The sequence below is a fragment of the Microbulbifer regidiadema (SeqCode) genome, from assembly GCF_052467605.1.
In genome coordinates this window covers 3,904,810-3,922,500 of sequence record NZ_CP174316.1, presented here as the reverse complement: position 1 = coordinate 3,922,500, position 17,691 = coordinate 3,904,810, and the positions used below count along the sequence as shown (strand labels likewise).

Sequence of the window (17,691 nt, the reverse complement as noted above, 5' to 3'; positions counted from 1 at the left end):
CTCAAAATACGCCATCTCCGGCGCATAGCCCGCCTCCACCAGAGTCTCAAAGCCAGCCGTTACCAGTGCGGAAACCCCGCCACAGAGCACCGCCTGCTCACCAAAGAGATCGGTCTCCGTCTCTTCGCGGAAATTGGTTTCAATAATACCCGAGCGCCCGCCCCCATTGGCCGAGGCGTAAGACAGCGCCAGGTCTTTTGCCTTGCCTGTCGCATCTTGATAAACCGCAATCAAGGTGGGTACGCCGCCGCCCTCTAGGTAGGTCGATCGAACGGTGTGGCCGGGCCCTTTGGGGGCAATCATAATCACATCCACATCCGCAGGCGGCTCAATCAATTCGAAGTGCACATTAAAACCGTGGGCGAAAGCCAGGGCCGCACCCGACTTCAAATTTGGAGCGACCTGCTCCTTATAAATATTCGCCTGGTATTCATCCGGGGCGAGAATCATCACCACATCGGCATCTTTTACCGCATCGACGACTTCAGCCACCTTCAGGCCCGCAGCTTCGGCCTTCGCCCGGGAGGCCGATCCCTCGCGCAAACCGACAACAACATTCGCTACACCAGAGTCTTTCAGGTTATTGGCATGGGCATGACCTTGAGATCCATAACCAATAATGGCGACTGTTTTTCCCTGAATTAAAGAGAGGTCACAATCTTTGTCGTAATAAACTTGCATCGCTCAATTCCTGCTTTTTGCTCTATACACTTAATACTTTTTCACCGCGGGCAATTCCGGAAACCCCGGATCGCACCACTTCCATAATTGTGTGCTCCCCCAATGCCTGGAGGAACGCATCGAGTTTTTCACCGGTTCCAGCCACCTGTACCGTGTACATGCTGCTGGTCACATCGACGATCTGCCCGCGAAAAATATCGACACTGCGCTTCACTTCATCGCGCTGGGCACCATTGGCTCGCACTTTCACCAACAGCAATTCCCGCTCGATATGGGAGCCCTCCGTGAGGTCCACCAATTTCACAACATCGATAAGCTTGTTTAGGTTTTTGGTAATTTGTTCAATCTTGTGGTCATCGCCAATTGTCACCAAAGTAAGACGCGATAGCGTCGCATCCTCCGTGGGCGCCACAGTAAGGCTCTCAATGTTGTAGCCGCGCTGGGAAAATAAGCCGACAACCCGGGACAGGGCTCCGGGTTCATTTTCCATCAGAACCGAAATTATTCTACGCATCGCCTCCCCCTTTAAGTTCGCTCAGTTTTGCTCAGCCACATGTCACGCATAGAGCCGTTCGGCATCACCTGCATGGGATAAACGTGCTCAGATGGATCGACGTAAACATCGATAAATACTGTGCGATCTTTAATGGCAAAAGCCTCTTGCAACTTATTGTGAAGCTCTTCACGGCGCTCGATTTTCACTCCGACATGACCGTAGGCCTCGGCGAGCTTCACAAAGTCGGGCAGCGACTCCTCGTAAACACTGTTGGACAACCTCCCCTCGTACTGCATCTCCTGCCACTGTTTCACCATGCCCAGGGCCTGGTTGTTGAGACAGAGAATTTTTACTGGCAAGTGGTATTGGGTGGCCGTAGAGAGTTCCTGAATACACATCTGGATACTGCCCTCACCGGTTACGCACACAACCTCTTTATCGGGGTGGGCTATTTTCACCCCCAGTGCAGCTGGCAGACCAAATCCCATGGTTCCCAGGCCGCCGGAGTTAATCCAGCGACGCGGCTTGTCAAAGAGGTAGTACTGCGCAGCAAACATCTGGTGCTGCCCTACATCAGAGGTGACAAATGCATCACCTTCGGTAATGTCATACACCGCCTTGATAACATCCTGCGGCATAATCAGAGCACCATCGGTCTGATAACGGGGGGCGGCATACAGGCCGTGGCGCTCGCGCCAATCATCGATTTGACGCCACCAATCGACAATCGCGGAGTGATCCGGCTGTTCATCGCTGGCTTTCAGCGCTTCGAGCATCTCCCCGAGAACAGACTGAACTGTTCCAACAATCGGGATATCGGCCACTATCGTTTTAGAAATCGAAGCCGGATCGACATCGATATGAATAATTTTGGCACCGGGACAAAATTTGCTCGGGGTATTAGTGACCCGGTCATCAAAGCGCGCCCCCACTGCCAAAATCACATCGGCATGGTGCATGGCCGTATTCGCCTCAAAGGTGCCGTGCATACCGAGCATACCGAGAAAGCGCCGGTCGCTACCGGGAAATGCCCCGAGCCCCATTAAAGTATTCGTCACGGGGTAATTCAGTTGTTTGGCCAGTGCAGTGAGCAGCTCGGCCCCCTCCCCCTGCACCACCCCACCACCGGCATAAATGACCGGGCGGCGAGCAGAGAGCAGCATGGCAACGGCTTTGCGTATTTGACCGCTGTGCCCTTTACCTGCGGGGGTGTAGGAGCGCATGCGCAGCTTTTCGGGATAGCGGTAGGGAAAACGCTCTGCCGGGTTGGTGACATCTTTCGGGATATCGATCACAACGGGACCGGGGCGGCCGGTATTGGCAATAAAAAATGCCTTTTTAACTACCGTGGGAATATCCTCAGCACTCTTGACTAAGAAACTGTGCTTTACGATCGGGCGCGAGCAACCGACCATATCCGTTTCCTGGAAGGCATCCTCACCGATCTTATCCCGGGGTACCTGGCCGGAGATCACCACCATCGGAATAGAATCCATATACGCCGTTGCGATACCGGTAATTGCGTTTGTCGCGCCGGGACCCGATGTCACCAGTACGACGCCCGCCTTTCCTGTGGATCGCGCATAGCCATCGGCAGCATGGGTCGCCCCCTGCTCGTGGCGCACGAGAATATGCTTCATCGACTTCTGCCGAAAAATAGCATCGTAGATATGTAACGCTGAGCCGCCCGGGTATCCAAAAATCAGATCCACCCCTTCATCCTGCAGCGCGCGAACCAACATATCGCCGCCGGAAAGTAATTCCACTTGAGTCTCCTCAATTTTCCTGTTTTGTAGGATAGCCATCACCAGAGAACGTATAAAACACCGAATAGCAAGAATGCCAAACGGCAATTATAGGGGAAAATGGTGACAAATATCAGCCTGTTGCGTGTTTAACTGCCGATTTTTAGGATGAACTGATCGCACATAAACACCTAACCCAAAATGAAGCCGCACGGGTTCACAGTCGGGCTAGCAGGCCTCCAGGGGTGAGGAGGACCACTCAGTGGAATTTCGATGGGGGGTGTCCCACCGGGGTAGACTCAAAACCACGGGTGTGCGGTGAAATCTAGTCACTGAGTAAACCCCCGATTTTGCCAACTGAGCCCTAGCTGTCAATAGGTGTCGGTGAAAGTGTTAAGACAGTTACAGGAAAAGCTGCCAGTATCGGTACAATGGGGAAACGGAAGGAATACCAACACAAGGGGTAACCACCATGCGCATCCTGCTGGCACTATTGATCGCAGTAACAACAACCGCCGCTCACGCCGATGGTATCTATAAATGGGTAGATGAGGATGGCGTTGTCCATTTTGGCGAGCAGCCGCCGGGCAATACTTCGGTGGACGTTATCCAGAAACCCAAGTCTGAGCGCTATAAAAAGTGGGAAGCCGAACAGGAGGCGATCACCGCACACAGCACAAAGGCGCATATCTCTCCAGTAGCTCCACAAGCCGAGCGGTCCAGTGCCGAAGAGCAGCAGCGGCAGCAGCAAGAGGCCAAGGCTAAAGCCGAGGCCGCCGCAAAACGGGCCGAACTCTGTAGTGCCTACCAAAAGAACCTTAAGAGTCTGACCACGCACGCACGAGTGCGCGAAAAAGATAAAGAGGGAAATTATCGCAGACTCGGAGAAGATGAGCGCCAGGAGCGCATAGCCAAGGCCCGCGAACAGATCAAAAAGAACTGCTAGTTCTCCTTCCGGCGCTCGCAGGCCACTCCCCCTACAACTCCCGGTAGGGGGTATCGGTAAATTGATCCAGGCTATAGCGCTCGGTGTAATAGCCGGGCGCAAAGGCGGCATCCCTGGCCATCGGCACCGTCACCCGGGCGATACTCAATTGTTTCACCAGGTAGGGGCCATCCTGCCCAGCGTCGCGAATTAACAGCCCGTAAAACTCCAGCGGAATCCAGTGACGCCCCACCGCCAGCTCTGCGGCATGCTGGGTAGTACCGATCGGAGATTGCTCATCGTTATACAGGGAGCCCTGAAAATAGTAGCGCCCCTCTCTGCTGATCTCGACTTCCGCCTCAACCAGCAGGTTGCCATCGGCGGTAACGGAGTCCCGCAGAGCCCCGGTATAGCTTCCCGTATCCTCAGAGAGGGTAAAGGCTGCCGCATCCCGCAGACCGTCGATATCCGTATCCACAATGACCTTAAAGATACCCGCTTCCAGCACCTGACCATTAAAGGAGCCCGCCTCCATCAGCGCCTCGTAGACCAAGTCTCCATCTGAGTCGCTAAAGGTCAGGGTACCCACAACCTGCTGATCCTCGTAAACCAGCAGCGCTGTCAGGTCAGCATTTACCCGATCTCCATCGCTGTCGGCCTGATAAGCAAAAACCCGGACTGTATCGCCGCGCAAATAAAATTTTTCATCCGTCCAGAGAGTCAGTGAGTCCCCTTCCTCGCTGTGGGTGGTTCTTTCATCCACAGCAAAGGTCTGGGTAATCGGGTCCTGCTCTGGGGTCTTAATCGCCCGATTTTTCGGCGGATAGCGATGGAAGCGGGCCAGATCTGAGAGCATAGACTGGTGTAACTCGGTCTTGTTGGGCAAGGCCTCGATGCCCTTCCAGAGTTTGACCGACTGCTCTTCTTGCGGCTCCGCCTCCAACACCTCAACAGTGTCGGACTTATGGGTCCGGATAGATCTCACTTCCGCCTTAGCTTTGGCAACGACCGCAGGTGCCACCTCCCGATCATCGGACAGGGCCCAGTAGCCCACAATCCCGACAGTAACAGCTAAAACACCCCAGGCTGCCAGCTGAGCCTTTGAGCGACCTTTATTGGATGTGGACATCAACACCTCCGAAGCCTTTTATTTATTGTTAGTTAATTTGTGCAGGCTGAAATTCTTCCCGCGCTATTCTTCCCAGAGCCACAGTCCAACCCATCGGGAATTGAGTCGTAGTCGGGGGATAAAATACCACCGTTGCGCTGCGCATCGTGGTCCGTATGGATACTGGCCAAGTTGTAGGATCGAGCCGTACCCTTGTTGTCGTTGTCACAAGAAAATATCGCACTGTCGTAAGCTACGCCTAGCAGGGTTTCATATTCTTTCAGGTTTGACCACAGGCTGCGCTTGGCAGATCCGGAACAGTTCATTTGCGAGGCCAAATTGATATAGCCGTCATCCTCACCATTTAGCAGCAGAGAAGTTGCACTTTCCAGGCCCGGGAAAGCCGCATAGCCGCCAATGGTATATACCGGCGCAGCGAGATTGTCCCCGATATAATTTCTTACCGTATAGACATCATTAGTCTGCATATAGCGAACTGCCGAGCACTCACGCCCTAAAAAAAGCTCATTGGCCAAATCGTCATACCAACTACCATTACATATCCGGTCAACGCCCTCTGTACCGGTAATTGCGCCCCCGGTAGTAAAGATTGCGGCAACACCACTGATAGCCGAGTCAAAATCTACACCGACTGCGTAACGCTCATTAAGTCCGGCAACTTGAACCTCCTCCTCAACGGTTTCACAGAGCGTACTGCCATACCAAGTTGTAGAGCAGGTCTCAACTTGTTGAATTTCTGTGTTGCTATCAAATTGACTGTAGGCGCGATTGTAGTACGGAGAACCCTCAACAGCGTTGCCGGCGATATACACCATTTGAGCGGCGCCCTGACTGTGGGAAATAACCCAGAAAGTATCGCCCGCTGAGCACTGGTTATCGTGCTCAAAACGATCCCCCCGACCTGCGCGGATCTCTATAATCTGACGAGCAATTTCCCCGGCGGTCTCATCGTGCCAATAGGGGTATTCGCCTTCATCGGTTGAGTTATACCCGACAACACCATAGTTACCGCCATCAACCAGTAACTGCTCAATAAAATCACTGTTTGAATATTCGTCGAAAACCGCCTCACTCCAATAATCCAGTGCCGGCTGCACCAGACTCCCATCACTGTCCACACTCACTGTGTGCCCTTCGACTCCATGTCCATGAACCAGGATATAGCAATTTTCTGCTACCGCTGGTGAAGCGCCAATTATCCCTGAGAAAAAAATTGACAGGCTTAAACCCAGCCGCTTAGACAGAGCCATTGTTGTTTTCCTTAATTGCTTTCGCCAGTAGCAACTCTTGTGACCGAAGAGTTTTGACAATCTAAATAACGCGATGTCGCGCAAACTCAGAAAACTTATCCTCTAGACTCTGTTTTAGAATAGGATTAATGGCGCCATAAGGGGGTCATATCCGCCACGCGAAGCGACCAATTCGTCATATACTGCAAATTGTATTCGTGGTTTAAGGCGCCTTTGCTATGATGCCGACAACGCCACCCGGACGGCCGTAAGTCATGAGAGACCAAAATAAAAATATGTCCGGCCATGCCGGCGTGCCCAAAATTTTTGCCCCCTACTTTGTGGTAGCCGCAGCTAGGCTGGGCATCCCAGCAGAGAGGCTCATCGAGCAATTACCATTCTCATTTAGCTGGCATCCAGAGGAGAGCGAATGGCTCAATTACAGTGAATTCAATGCGCTAATTGAAAGCATCCTGGCCCTGTCCCCCGTGACTTCACCGGGACTTAGCTTTAGTCGCTTTCCCATTATGCTCTGGCTGGAAGAGACCATTATCGAAGCTCAGCCCTCTTTGAGGCGGCCGAGGGAGATTTTTCGCCCCGCTGAAATCGTACTCTCACAGACCCTGGCACCCTTTCTGCGCTTTCAAACTTACCAGCAAGCGGATGCAGAGGTGCTCACTCTCAGCTGGCAGCAAGAGTTATTTAGTGCTCGCGTGAATCACTTTATCGCCGAGATGCTGATGAGCCGTGCCGTCGATCTGTTGCGCACCCTGAACCCGAGGTTTCCCGAGGTACAGGGATTAAAACTGCGCGGTGAAAAGCCAGAGGATGACTCTATCCACCAGAGAATATTTCAGTGTCCGATTGAATTTTCTGCGGATGAAAATGCGGTTATCCTGGCGCCTCAGACCCTGGATTTCCCCATCCCCAGCTACCATAAACTTTTGCGCAACCAGAGCCGAAATATTTTAAAGGCCGTCTTACACAATACATTAAGCAGTTATAATCTGGCCGCCAGCTTGCGCGCCTGGCTCGAAAAGCATCTGCTCGATGAGGAAATCACGATCAAACAGGCCGCTGCACACTTCCGTACCAGTGGCCGCACTTTACAGCGCAGGCTGAGAGAACAGGGGGTCACCTTTCAGCAGCTTAAAGACAGTGTGACCCTCTCGCTCACCAAACAACTACTTCTTTCGACCAAGGATTCTGTCGAAAGCATCGCCGTACAACTTCACTTTGCCGAACGGGCGGTATTTACACGCTTTTTTAAAAAACATGAAGGCGTCACCCCCTCTGAGTTTCGCCGCAGTAATGTCGGCAGGGACGCTTTCGAAGCGTAAACCCCGATAAAAAACTAAGGGCGGGCAAGCCCGTCGGCAAAATCCCGCCCCAGATAGACATACATCACCGGTACGACAAATAAAGTAAACAGGGTTCCTACTGTCATGCCGGTCGCCACTACCAAGCCCATAGCAAATCTCGCCCCACCTCCCGGCCCCGAAGCGATAAGCAAGGGAACCATGGCCAGCACCAGGGATACCGTAGTCATCAGTATCGGCCGCAGGCGAATTGAGGTGGCCTGCTCTATCGCTAAGCGTTTATCCAGTCCTGAAATTTGCAGCTTATTCGCAAACTCCACAATCAGAATGCCGTGTTTGGAGATGACGCCAATTAAAGTCACCAGCCCCACCTGTGTGTAAATATTCAGGGTGGTCAACCCCAGACTGACAAAGATCATTGCACCGCAAACACTCATCGGTACAGTAACCAACATAATCAGCGGATCGCGCCAGGATTCAAATTGCGCCGCCAGGACCAGGTAAATGACGACTAGGGCAAAGAAAAAAGTCACGGTCAACTCAGACCCTTCCGTTTTAAATTGCCGCGACTGCCCCGAATAATCTATAGAGTATTCGATTGGCAAAACTTCTTTGGCCGCATCTTCCAACACCTGTAACGCTTCACCGAGTGTAATACCCGGGCGCGGCACACCGGAAATAGTCACTGAGTTTAACTGCTGGAATCGTTTTAACTGCTGCGGCTCTACCGTTTCTGTAAGTCTCACCAGTGTACTGACAGGGATCAGCTGGTTATTTGCCGCTCGAATATAATATTGGTCCAGCTGTGCTGGCGTAAGGCGCTCTACTCTCTCAACCTGGGGGATCACTTTATAGCTGCGATTATCCAGAGAAAAGCGGTTAACGTAGGCCCCGGATAACATAGCGCCCAGGTCTCGACTCAAGTCCACCATTTTTACCCCCATACTGGCGGCCTTCTCTCGATCAATTTCTATGACAATTTTTGGTTTATCAATTTTTAAATCCGAATCGAGAAAAATAAACTTTCGACTCTCCAGGGCCCGGGACATAATATCGTTCGCTACCAGTGCCAGATTTTCCATAGGCTCTGTAGCACCGACAACAAACTCAACCGGCAACTGTCCCCCCGCTGTCGGCAAGCTCGGGGGGACAACCACAGCTATTTTTAACCCCGCTATTTGCTCGACCTCCTTACTTATCAACTCCTGCATCTCTTCTGTATCGCGATTTCTATCTTGCCAAGGTGCCAGAACAAAACCGGCCACTGCATTGTTAGTGCTACTGCTGAAAGTACCCACGCCATTGAGCAGAAAAATATTCTCGACTTCTGCATATCTATCCGCAATCACTGTGAGCTCGCCACTGTACTGCTCAACATAATCCAATGTTGCATAGGCATCGGCCGTAGAAATGGTCAGAACGAGCCCCCGATCCTCTGTAGGTTCAAGCTCTTGCGGAGATGTTACAAATAGAAAATAACAGCTTATCAACACGATCAAGCCGAAAACCAATATCACCGGGCGCTCATCAAGGGATGCGTGCAGCGACCTCTCAAACTGCATCTGCAAGCGGGAGAATTGACGCTCCAACCAAATCTCAAAGCGCCCCCCACCCCCATCGCGGGATTTTAGAATTTTAGAAGCCATCATCGGTGACAGGGTAAGGGCGACAACCCCTGACAGCAGCACAGCTGCGGCTAAAGAAAACGCAAACTCGATAAATAGTGTGCCGGTTAAACCACCGAGAAAACCAATGGGAATATAAACTGCAATCAGTGTTGTAGTCATAGCAACGACCGGCCATGCCAGCTCGCGCGCCCCAACTATCGCAGCGTCTTTTGGCGACATTCCCCCCTCAATATGCCGATGGACGTTTTCCAGCACAATAATGGCATCATCAACGACAATACCAATTGCCAATACCATACTTAACAGCGTGAGCAAGTTGATGGAAAACCCCATCAGCAACATCAAAAAAAACGCTCCAACCAGAGAGAGAGGCAGTGCGATCGCGGGAATCAGTACACTGCGAATAGAACCGAGAAACAGGTAAATTACCAGAATCACAATCACTACAGCTTCGAGAATTGTCTCCACCACCTCTTTGATAGAGTCCTGAATATATTCAGTACTGTCGTAGGGAATCTCTCCGAGCATTCCCTGCGGCAGCTGGGGAAAAATCTTTTTCTCCAGCTCTTCGCGAACTTTCGTAATAACCTCCAGAGAATTGGCGTCGGGCGCCACTTCAACGGCGATAAAGGTCGCGGACTGTCCGTTAAAGGTAACCGAACTATCATAGGATTCAGCCCCCAGCTCTATCTCCGCAACATCCTCCAAACGCACAAGCCGATCTCCATCAGCTCGAACGATAAGCTGACGAAAATCCAACTGGCGGGCGATATCGGTGTCTGCACGTATTTCCAGTGCCACACGGGTGCCCTTGGTCGCCCCCACCGCCGACAGAATGTTATTCTCTGTCAGCGCGTCGGCAACATCCGCCGGTGTTACTTCCAGGGCCGCCATTTCCGCCGGTTTTAACCAAACTCTCATTGCAAAGGTACTATCGCCCAATAAACGCGCCCGCTGCACACCGGCTATAGTCGCCAGCTTAGGTTGGACCACGCGGGTTAAATAATCTGTAATTTGGTTATTCGCGAGGATATTGGAGGAAAAGGAGAGGTACATGGCAGCCGTGGTTTCTCCCAGCTGCATCTCCACACTGGAATCTTCCGATTCATCGGGCAACTCACTGCGCAATTTGTTAACCTTGGCTACTACCTGGGTTAGCACTTCGTTGGGGTTGTAATCAAAGCGCACGTAAACACTAATCGTCGAGAGCCCCTGCACACTGGTGGACACCATATAATCGATACCATCAGCCGTAGCAATCTCCTGCTCTAATGGCGTTGTTATAAAGCCCTGTACCAAATCAGAATCTGCCCCGACGTACACAGTAGTGACAGTGATTACTGCGTTTTCAAGCTTGGGATATTGCCGTACATTTAATTCGCCGAGCGACCTCAATCCCAATAAAAAAATAAACAAACTGACCACAGAAGCCAAAACCGGTTTGCGAATAAAGATTTCTGTGAAGTTCACAACCTACGGATTCCAACCTCAGCTATTTTCCGGTTTCGGGTTTATATTTTCTGGCGGCTGATTTTGATTGTTAATAATAGCCTTCTCACCGTTACGGAGTTTTAATAGACCACTACTGGCAACCGTATCACCCTCAAGTAATCCCTGGATAATTTCCACCAAATCCCCACGCTCTTCCCCCGTTTTCACAAAGCGCTTAACGGCCAGCATTTGCTTGTCATTTTCACCTGCCTCCAGTACAAACACGGCAACGCCGTAAGGCGCAAAAATTAATGCCGTTCTGGGAACAACAAGCACTCTCCTCTTTCTATCAATTTGTACGGACACCTCAGCAAACATACCTGGCCGCAAATGTCGCTTGGAATTTTTTAGGGTTGCCCGGACCAGAAAGTTTCGACTTGTATTATCGACCTGCGGCTCAACGGCTGTAATTTCCCCCGGGTAAGCGTTTTCAGGAAATGCATCTGTCGTCACGCTAACTGGCAGGTCCAACTCAACACTGGCGTAATTTTTTTCGGGCAAAGAGAAATCAACAAAGATCGGGGCGAGCTGCTGTAGGGAAACCACGTCATCACCAGGACTCACATTCTGTCCCAGGTCAACCTGTCGAATCCCCAGCACTCCACTAAAGGGCGCCACTATGACCCGCTGATTAATCGTAGCCCGCTGCACCTCAATATTTGCCAGGACCTGATCTAAAGTACTGCGTGCAGTATCCAAATCCGCATCAGTTGTCACGCCCTCATTATGTAACATCTTTGTACGAGCATAATTACGGCGAGCCAAACGCAGCTCAGCATCTAACACTTGCAGCTGTGCCCTCTCTGGCTCGGCAAATAGTTCCGCCAGTAAATCCCCTTTTTGTACGTACTGCCCGGACTTGAAGTGAATAGCGCTAACCACACCCTCGGCTTCGGTGGTTACCGCCACACCATTAATGGCCCGTATTGTACCGATCCCGCGTAGATCCTCCTGCCAGTATTGAACCTCCGCAGTCGCCGAAGTTACAGTGGCTGCTGGCACTGGCATATCGTCAAGAAATTGATTCAGCATATGCCTGCCCAATAGCTTAAAAGTGAAAACTCCACCGAAGAGCAAAAGGCACCCCAACAGCATTAGCCACATACGCTTACTGATATACGCCCCCCGTAAGAAGTTATTAATGATGAATTGAAACCGCTGTGAAATGGGAATCTCACTAGAACAACAGTGGCCACAGAGAAATCCATTGCCAACGGATCGGCGCACTTGTGAGTATAGAGGTGGGGAGATGGGTGACAGGACGGCCACAAGGGGTGCAAATAGTTTGCACCCCTTGGCAGTTATTTAGCGGAATACGGCTTTATCACCTTCAACCTCGGCATAAATTGTTGCTCCGGGAGCAAATTTGCCGGCGAGGACATCCTGGGCTAAGGGATTCTCCAGCCAAACCTGTATCGCGCGTTTTAGCGGGCGGGCGCCGTAGACGGGGTCAAATCCCACCTCTGCCAATTTATCCAGCAGATTTTGCGAAACGTCTAACTTCAAATCCCTCTCTGCCAGGCGTCTACAGAGTTGCTGCAATTGAATCTCTGCAATTGAGCGCACTTCCGCCTTATCCAGCGGATGGAAAACGACGACTTCATCGATGCGGTTGATAAACTCAGGCCTAAAGTGATTACCGACAACCTCCATTACCGCGCTTTTCATCTGTCGATAGTGGATTTCGGTATCCAAATCATCGCCATCTTCTACTGTCGCATACTTTTGAATTAAGTCAGAGCCCAAGTTGGAGGTCATCACCACGACCGTATTGCGAAAGTCTACCGTGCGCCCCTGGCCATCGGTCAGGCGGCCATCATCCAGAACCTGGAGAAGAATATTAAAGACATCGGGGTGCGCCTTTTCCACCTCATCCAGAAGCACCACAGAATAGGGCTTGCGCCGCACTGCCTCGGTTAAATAACCGCCCTCTTCATAACCGACATAGCCGGGAGGCGCGCCGATCAGGCGAGCGACGGAGTGCTTTTCCATAAACTCTGACATATCAATCCGCACCATGGCATCTTCCGTGTCAAAGAGGAATTGCGCCAAAGCCTTACAGAGTTCCGTTTTGCCTACACCGGTCGGACCGAGGAACAAAAACGAGCCGTTGGGTCGGTTGGGATCAGCCAGCCCGGCCCTGGAGCGGCGCACCGCATTGGCCACAGCTTCTACAGCCTCTCCCTGGCCAATCACGCGCTTGTGCAGTTCGTCCTCCATCCTGAGTAATTTTTCCCGCTCGCCTTCCAGCATTTTAGACACGGGAATACCCGTCCAGCGGGATACGACTTCGGCCACCTCTTCATCGCCGACCCGGTTGCGCAACAGGCGCGGCTCCTCAGAGACCTCTGCACTGGCGGCACTTTTAAGCTGCTGTTCCAGCTGCGGAATAACGCCGTACTGCAATTCTGACATTCTGGTAAGATCACCGGCGCGGCGGGCGGATTCCATATCGAGCTTGGCCTGCTCAAGCTTTTCCTTGAGATCGTGGCTGCCGGCGAGCTGCGCTTTCTCCGCTTTCCAGACCTCTTCGAGATCGGAGTATTCCCGTTCCAACTGCAAAATTTCATCTTCCAGTTTCGACAGGCGCTTTTTAGTGGCCTCATCACCGGTATCTTTTTTGACGGCCTCCCGCTCAATTTTTAATTGAATTAAACGGCGCTCCAGCTTATCCATAGACTCCGGCTTGGAATCGATTTCCATGCGTATTCGACTGGCAGCCTCATCGATAAGATCGATGGCCTTATCGGGCAATTGCCGATCGGTAATATAGCGCTGTGATAATTTAGTCGCGGCAATAATTGCAGAATCGGTGATATCGACACCGTGATGCACTTCGTAGCGCTCTTTTAAGCCGCGCAGAATCGCAATCGTATCCTCTTCTGTGGGCTCATCCACCAATACTTTTTGGAAGCGCCGTTCGAGCGCCGCATCTTTCTCTATATATTGCCGATATTCATCCAGAGTGGTGGCGCCGACACAGTGTAATTCACCGCGTGCCAGCGCGGGTTTGAGCATATTACCCGCGTCCATTGCCCCCTCAGCTTTACCGGCCCCCACCATGGTATGGAGTTCATCGATAAAGAGAATTATGCGCCCTTCCTGTTTGGATAATTCGTTGAGCACAGCTTTCAAGCGCTCTTCAAATTCTCCACGAAATTTTGCCCCGGCCAACAACGCTCCCAGGTCCAGGGAGAGGAGCCGTTTGTCCTTCAGTCCCTCCGGTACCTCGCCGTTGACAATACGCTGGGCGAGACCTTCGACAATGGCGGTTTTACCAACCCCCGGCTCACCAATCAGTACAGGGTTGTTCTTAGTGCGCCGTTGCAAGACCTGGATCGTCCGCCGTATTTCGTCATCGCGGCCAATCACCGGATCAAGTTTGCCCGCCAGGGCGCGCTCGGTCAGATCCAGCGTGTATTTATCCAGAGCCTGACGCGCTTCTTCCGCATTGGGGTCATCTACTTTTTCGTCACCGCGCACTTTTTTAATCGCTGCCTCTAACTGTTGAATATCGCCATTGGAACTTAAGATTTTAGAAATCTCTCCCGCTGCGGAATCGAATGCCGCCAATAGCACGGTTTCACTGGAAATAAAGCTGTCGCCATTTTTCTGGGCTCGCTTGTCCGTGAGATTCATTAGGCGCATTAATTCCTGCGACATTCCCACGTCGCCGGTGGGAGCCGTGACCCTGGGCAGGCTATCCAATCGCTTGGCCAGATCGTTGCGCAGCCCGTTGAGATTAAATCCGGCCTGGGACAGGAATGCGGGCACACTGCCATTGCTCTGATTGAGCAGGGCCAGAATCAGGTGTTCGGGATAAATTTGATTGTGGTCGCGCCCAACCGCCAGGGATTGCGCATCGGCAAATGCCGCCTGTAGCGGGTTTGTCATTCGGTCAATTCGCATGAACGAAACCTCTTTTACTCGGTTTTTTTGAAGCGCTGTAAAAGTGACGTCGATTTGCCCTTTACATTTGCGCTGCTGTTGAGAAGTAAAATAGGGACGCGGAACCGGTTTTCAATGATTTAAATCAATCGCGGCATTTATTCGATAAAAATTATTTTTGCGGCAATAGAATTGTTATATTTTGGACTGTTTAGTGGGGCGCGGGTCTTGCAATCCCCCACTCGCCCCCCAATAACTACTGGTGGCTTAGCGGATTCGCCCCAGCCACCAGAGCACTCTGCTTAGGGCCCCTCCCGCCAAATGAGCGATGCCATACGGCCGGTTACGCCCTCCCTGCGGTAGGAGAAAAACCGCTCCGATTCCGACAGGGTACAAAAATCGCCCCCGTACACATCAGCCACCCCCATCTCTGCCAGCTCCGCACGCGCCAGGGCATAAATATCCGTTAAAAAGTGCAGCGGTTTCTTTGCGTGCGGACGGAAACAACTGGCGATAGTTTCGGTGTGCCGACTGCTTAAGGCGTTTTCAAAGAATGCCTCAAGGACATCAATTCCGGTCTCAAAAGCCTCTGGGCCTATTGCTGGCCCCAGCCAAACCATCAGTTCCCCCGGATCGCATTCCATTGCCCTGACCGTATTGCGCAATATGCCAGCCGCCAACCCACGCCACCCTGCGTGGGCCGCAGCAACACGGCGACCACGCTTATCGCACAACAGAACCGGCAAACAGTCAGCCGTTAACACCGCGCAGACAATATCCTTTTGCACACTAAAACAGGCATCGGCTGTGCGAACCAAAGCATCATCACTCGCTTCGACCACCCTGTCGCTGTGGATTTGCTCCAGCCACTGCGGCTCCGATGGCAGCTTGAGCTCCTCTCTCAACTGCTGGCGATTGGCGACAACCGCCTGCTCTTTATCTCCCACGTGGGTTGCGAGGTTAAAAGAGGAGTAGTGGCCAGCACTGTGCCCCCCCGTGCGCAGTGTCACCGCCGCCCGCACCCCTGCGGGTGCGGGCCAATTCGGTATCAGGTAATGGTTGCTTGGCATTGAGATATCTTGCGTTACGAAATATTTCCTTTGGGCAACCCGCTATCGGTCCCCAGGCGAATTAAAGGTGCACCTCAGGACTCATCGGTGCGCAGCTGCTCCAGCAGCAGCTGCATATCAGTGGGCATTGGCGCACACCAATGCATGTCCTGTCCACTAGTCGGGTGCACGAGCGCGAGTTCCGCAGCGTGGAGGGCCTGCCGCGGGAAAGAGCGGAGGGCATCGACAAGATCCGCCGAAGCCTCGCGCGGCAGTTTCGGGCGGCCGCCGTACAGTGGATCTCCCACTAGTGGGTGCCGGATATGGGCCATATGTACCCGAATCTGATGGGTGCGGCCGGTTTCCAGTTTGCAGCGTAAGAGAGTGTAAGCGCTGTAGCGCTCCTGTACGCGATAATGGGTAATGGCCTCTTTGCCACCAAAGTCCAAAACGGCCATCTTGAGACGATTTTGGCGATGCCGGCCGATAGGCGCATCCACACGGCCGGCAGCGGTGATATATCCTTGGACCAGCGCATCATATTGTCGACTAACCGTTCTCTGCTTTAATTGGTCCACGAGGTGGGCCTGGGCAGCCAGGGTCTTAGCCACCACCATCAGACCGCTCGTGTCTTTATCCAGGCGGTGCACAATACCGGCGCGGGGGATCAGCTCCTGAGCGGGGTTGTGGTGGAGCAGGCCATTGAGCAAGGTGCCATCGGGGTTGCCGGCAGCGGGGTGGACGACTAAGCCCGCAGGCTTATTGACCACCAGCAGGCAGTCATCTTCGTACAGGATGTCCAGGTCGAGGTCCTGGGCCGCCCAGCTCCCCTGGGGCTCCAGCTCTGCGCGCAGCTGGATCAGCTCGCCGCCAAAGAGCTTTTCTTTGGCCTTGGCCGCCGCACCGTTGAGAGTGAGCTGGCCGCCTTTGATCCACGATTGCAGGCGCGCGCGCGAGAATTCGGGAATTAATTCGGCTGCGGCCTGGTCTAAGCGTCGACCGGCCATACTGGCAGGCACTTGGATATCTAATTTTAGGTGTTCAATCATTAATCAATTGCAAATACTTTGGGCAGCTCCGCGACTGTGGTTAAATGTCCGACGCGCCAGGTTAATACTGGTGGGTAGTTTAATAAGGTAGAGTGTAAGAATGATAGAGCGAGGGGCTATGCAGACTTGGAAAATGCTGTGGCTGGCCTTGGTGTCCGCAATACTGGTTGCCTGCGCCAACACAGATGATTCAGAAGTGGGCTTGCCCACCGGTGCTCGTACAGAGCAGGCCTACTACGAGATGGCCCAGCGACAGCTGCGAACCAGCCAATGGGATCTTGCGATCCGAAACCTGCGGGCCCTGGAGGATAACTTCCCGTTCGGCAACTATGCCGAGCAAGCTCAGCTCGAGCTGATCTATGCCTACTACCGCAACTATGAAAACGACGCTGCCATTGCCGCTGCGGACCGCTTTATCCGCCTGCACCCCCAGCACCGCAATGTCGACTACGCCTACTACATGAAAGGTCTATCCTCCTTCACTGAAGGCACAGGCCTGTTCGAGCGCTTTATGCCAACTGACTTGACCAGCCGCGACCCGGGTTCGGCGCGCGAGTCATTCGCTTATTTCTCCCAGCTGATGGCCCGCTACCCGGAAAGCCGCTACGCCTCCGATGCGCAAAAGCGCATGATCCATCTGCGCAATCTGCTGGCCCGCTACGAAGTCCACGTCGCCAACTACTACTTTAAGCGCGGCGCCTATCTGGCGGCGGCCAATCGCGGCCGCTACATCGTAGAAAACTTCCAGCAGACGCCCGCGATACCGGATGCCCTGGCAGTCATGGTTCAGGGTTACCACCTGATGGAGATGTCTGATCTCGAGGCCAATGCCCTGGACGTGCTGCGCAACAACTACCCCGAACACCCCGCCTTCAATAAAGACGGCACCTTTAACTACAAATTTTACAAGGGCCCCAGCGGTCGCAGCCTGGTACACCGAGCCACCCTGGGTCTGTTTGAGAAGTCCGACCCGCGCGGCTTTGACAGCCGAGAGCTCTACAACCCCGAGTACAACCGCAGTGAGACGCCGCTGCCCCCAGAGCTTCTGTAACCTTTCTATTT

Annotated in this window: 13 protein-coding genes (1 of these 13 only partly in view); 3 read left to right on the top strand and 10 right to left on the bottom strand. The window is 52.8% G+C overall.

Annotated elements, in window-relative coordinates; all coding sequences use genetic code 11:
- The 3 genes in view from ilvC to ACJJIF_RS17750 are tightly spaced (at most 22 nt apart) and all read right to left on the bottom strand, a layout consistent with a single transcriptional unit that may run on beyond the window.
- On the bottom strand, positions 1 to 681 hold the 5' portion of the coding sequence (gene ilvC / locus ACJJIF_RS17760; RefSeq protein ID WP_444929619.1) for a ketol-acid reductoisomerase. The gene continues 345 nt to the left of window position 1, outside the view; the window shows 681 of its 1,026 coding nt (coding positions 1-681); the start codon lies at positions 679 to 681; its stop codon lies beyond the left edge, outside the window.
- A gap of 22 nt (positions 682 to 703) precedes the next feature.
- Positions 704 to 1,195, bottom strand: coding sequence for an acetolactate synthase small subunit (gene ilvN / locus ACJJIF_RS17755; protein ID WP_282934340.1), 492 nt, complete (start codon positions 1,193 to 1,195; stop codon positions 704 to 706).
- Between the two features lie 11 nt (positions 1,196 to 1,206).
- Positions 1,207 to 2,943 (bottom strand): acetolactate synthase 3 large subunit, encoded by a 1,737-nt coding sequence (locus ACJJIF_RS17750; protein WP_444929618.1) that lies wholly within the window; start codon positions 2,941 to 2,943, stop codon positions 1,207 to 1,209.
- A 451-nt stretch (positions 2,944 to 3,394) separates the two neighbouring features.
- Here ACJJIF_RS17750 and ACJJIF_RS17745 point away from each other — a divergent pair, with 451 nt between their 5' ends.
- The gene (locus ACJJIF_RS17745; protein ID WP_444929617.1) at positions 3,395 to 3,868 is read left to right on the top strand and encodes a DUF4124 domain-containing protein; all 474 of its coding nucleotides are present in this window, start codon (positions 3,395 to 3,397) and stop codon (positions 3,866 to 3,868) included.
- A gap of 31 nt (positions 3,869 to 3,899) precedes the next feature.
- On the opposite strand, the gene ACJJIF_RS17740 is transcribed toward ACJJIF_RS17745, so the two are convergent.
- Positions 3,900 to 4,976 (bottom strand): DUF4785 family immunoglobulin-like domain-containing protein, encoded by a 1,077-nt coding sequence (locus tag ACJJIF_RS17740; RefSeq protein WP_444929616.1) that lies wholly within the window; start codon positions 4,974 to 4,976, stop codon positions 3,900 to 3,902.
- A 32-nt stretch (positions 4,977 to 5,008) separates the two neighbouring features.
- Entirely contained in the window at positions 5,009 to 6,100 is a 1,092-nt protein-coding gene (locus ACJJIF_RS17735; protein WP_444929615.1) for a hypothetical protein, read from the bottom strand.
- Positions 6,101 to 6,480: 380 nt separating this feature from the next.
- On the opposite strand from ACJJIF_RS17735, the gene ACJJIF_RS17730 reads away from it, so the two are divergent.
- Positions 6,481 to 7,545: a helix-turn-helix domain-containing protein gene (locus ACJJIF_RS17730; protein ID WP_444929614.1), complete on the top strand. Its 1,065-nt coding sequence runs from the start codon at positions 6,481 to 6,483 to the stop codon at positions 7,543 to 7,545.
- Positions 7,546 to 7,559: 14 nt separating this feature from the next.
- Here the strand turns inward: ACJJIF_RS17730 and ACJJIF_RS17725 are convergent, their stop codons facing one another.
- The 5 genes from ACJJIF_RS17725 to rluD form a co-directional block, all read right to left on the bottom strand.
- Positions 7,560 to 10,622, bottom strand: coding sequence for an efflux RND transporter permease subunit (locus tag ACJJIF_RS17725; RefSeq protein ID WP_444929613.1), 3,063 nt, complete (start codon positions 10,620 to 10,622; stop codon positions 7,560 to 7,562).
- 18 nt (positions 10,623 to 10,640) lie between these two features.
- A complete protein-coding gene (locus ACJJIF_RS17720; protein ID WP_444929612.1) occupies positions 10,641 to 11,675 on the bottom strand; it encodes an efflux RND transporter periplasmic adaptor subunit in 1,035 nt (344 codons plus the stop codon).
- A gap of 273 nt (positions 11,676 to 11,948) precedes the next feature.
- Positions 11,949 to 14,552: an ATP-dependent chaperone ClpB gene (gene clpB, locus ACJJIF_RS17715; RefSeq protein ID WP_444929611.1), complete on the bottom strand. Its 2,604-nt coding sequence runs from the start codon at positions 14,550 to 14,552 to the stop codon at positions 11,949 to 11,951.
- A 281-nt stretch (positions 14,553 to 14,833) separates the two neighbouring features.
- Entirely contained in the window at positions 14,834 to 15,601 is a 768-nt protein-coding gene (pgeF, locus tag ACJJIF_RS17710; protein WP_444929610.1) for a peptidoglycan editing factor PgeF, read from the bottom strand.
- 74 nt (positions 15,602 to 15,675) lie between these two features.
- Positions 15,676 to 16,629, bottom strand: a complete 954-nt coding sequence (gene rluD / locus ACJJIF_RS17705; RefSeq protein ID WP_444929609.1) for a 23S rRNA pseudouridine(1911/1915/1917) synthase RluD — start codon at positions 16,627 to 16,629, stop codon at positions 15,676 to 15,678.
- Between the two features lie 118 nt (positions 16,630 to 16,747).
- Here rluD and ACJJIF_RS17700 point away from each other — a divergent pair, with 118 nt between their 5' ends.
- Positions 16,748 to 17,680 carry an outer membrane protein assembly factor BamD gene (locus ACJJIF_RS17700; RefSeq protein ID WP_444929608.1) on the top strand — a complete coding sequence of 311 codons (933 nt, stop codon included), beginning with the start codon at positions 16,748 to 16,750 and terminating at the stop codon, positions 17,678 to 17,680.
- Positions 17,681 to 17,691 lie beyond the last annotated feature (11 nt).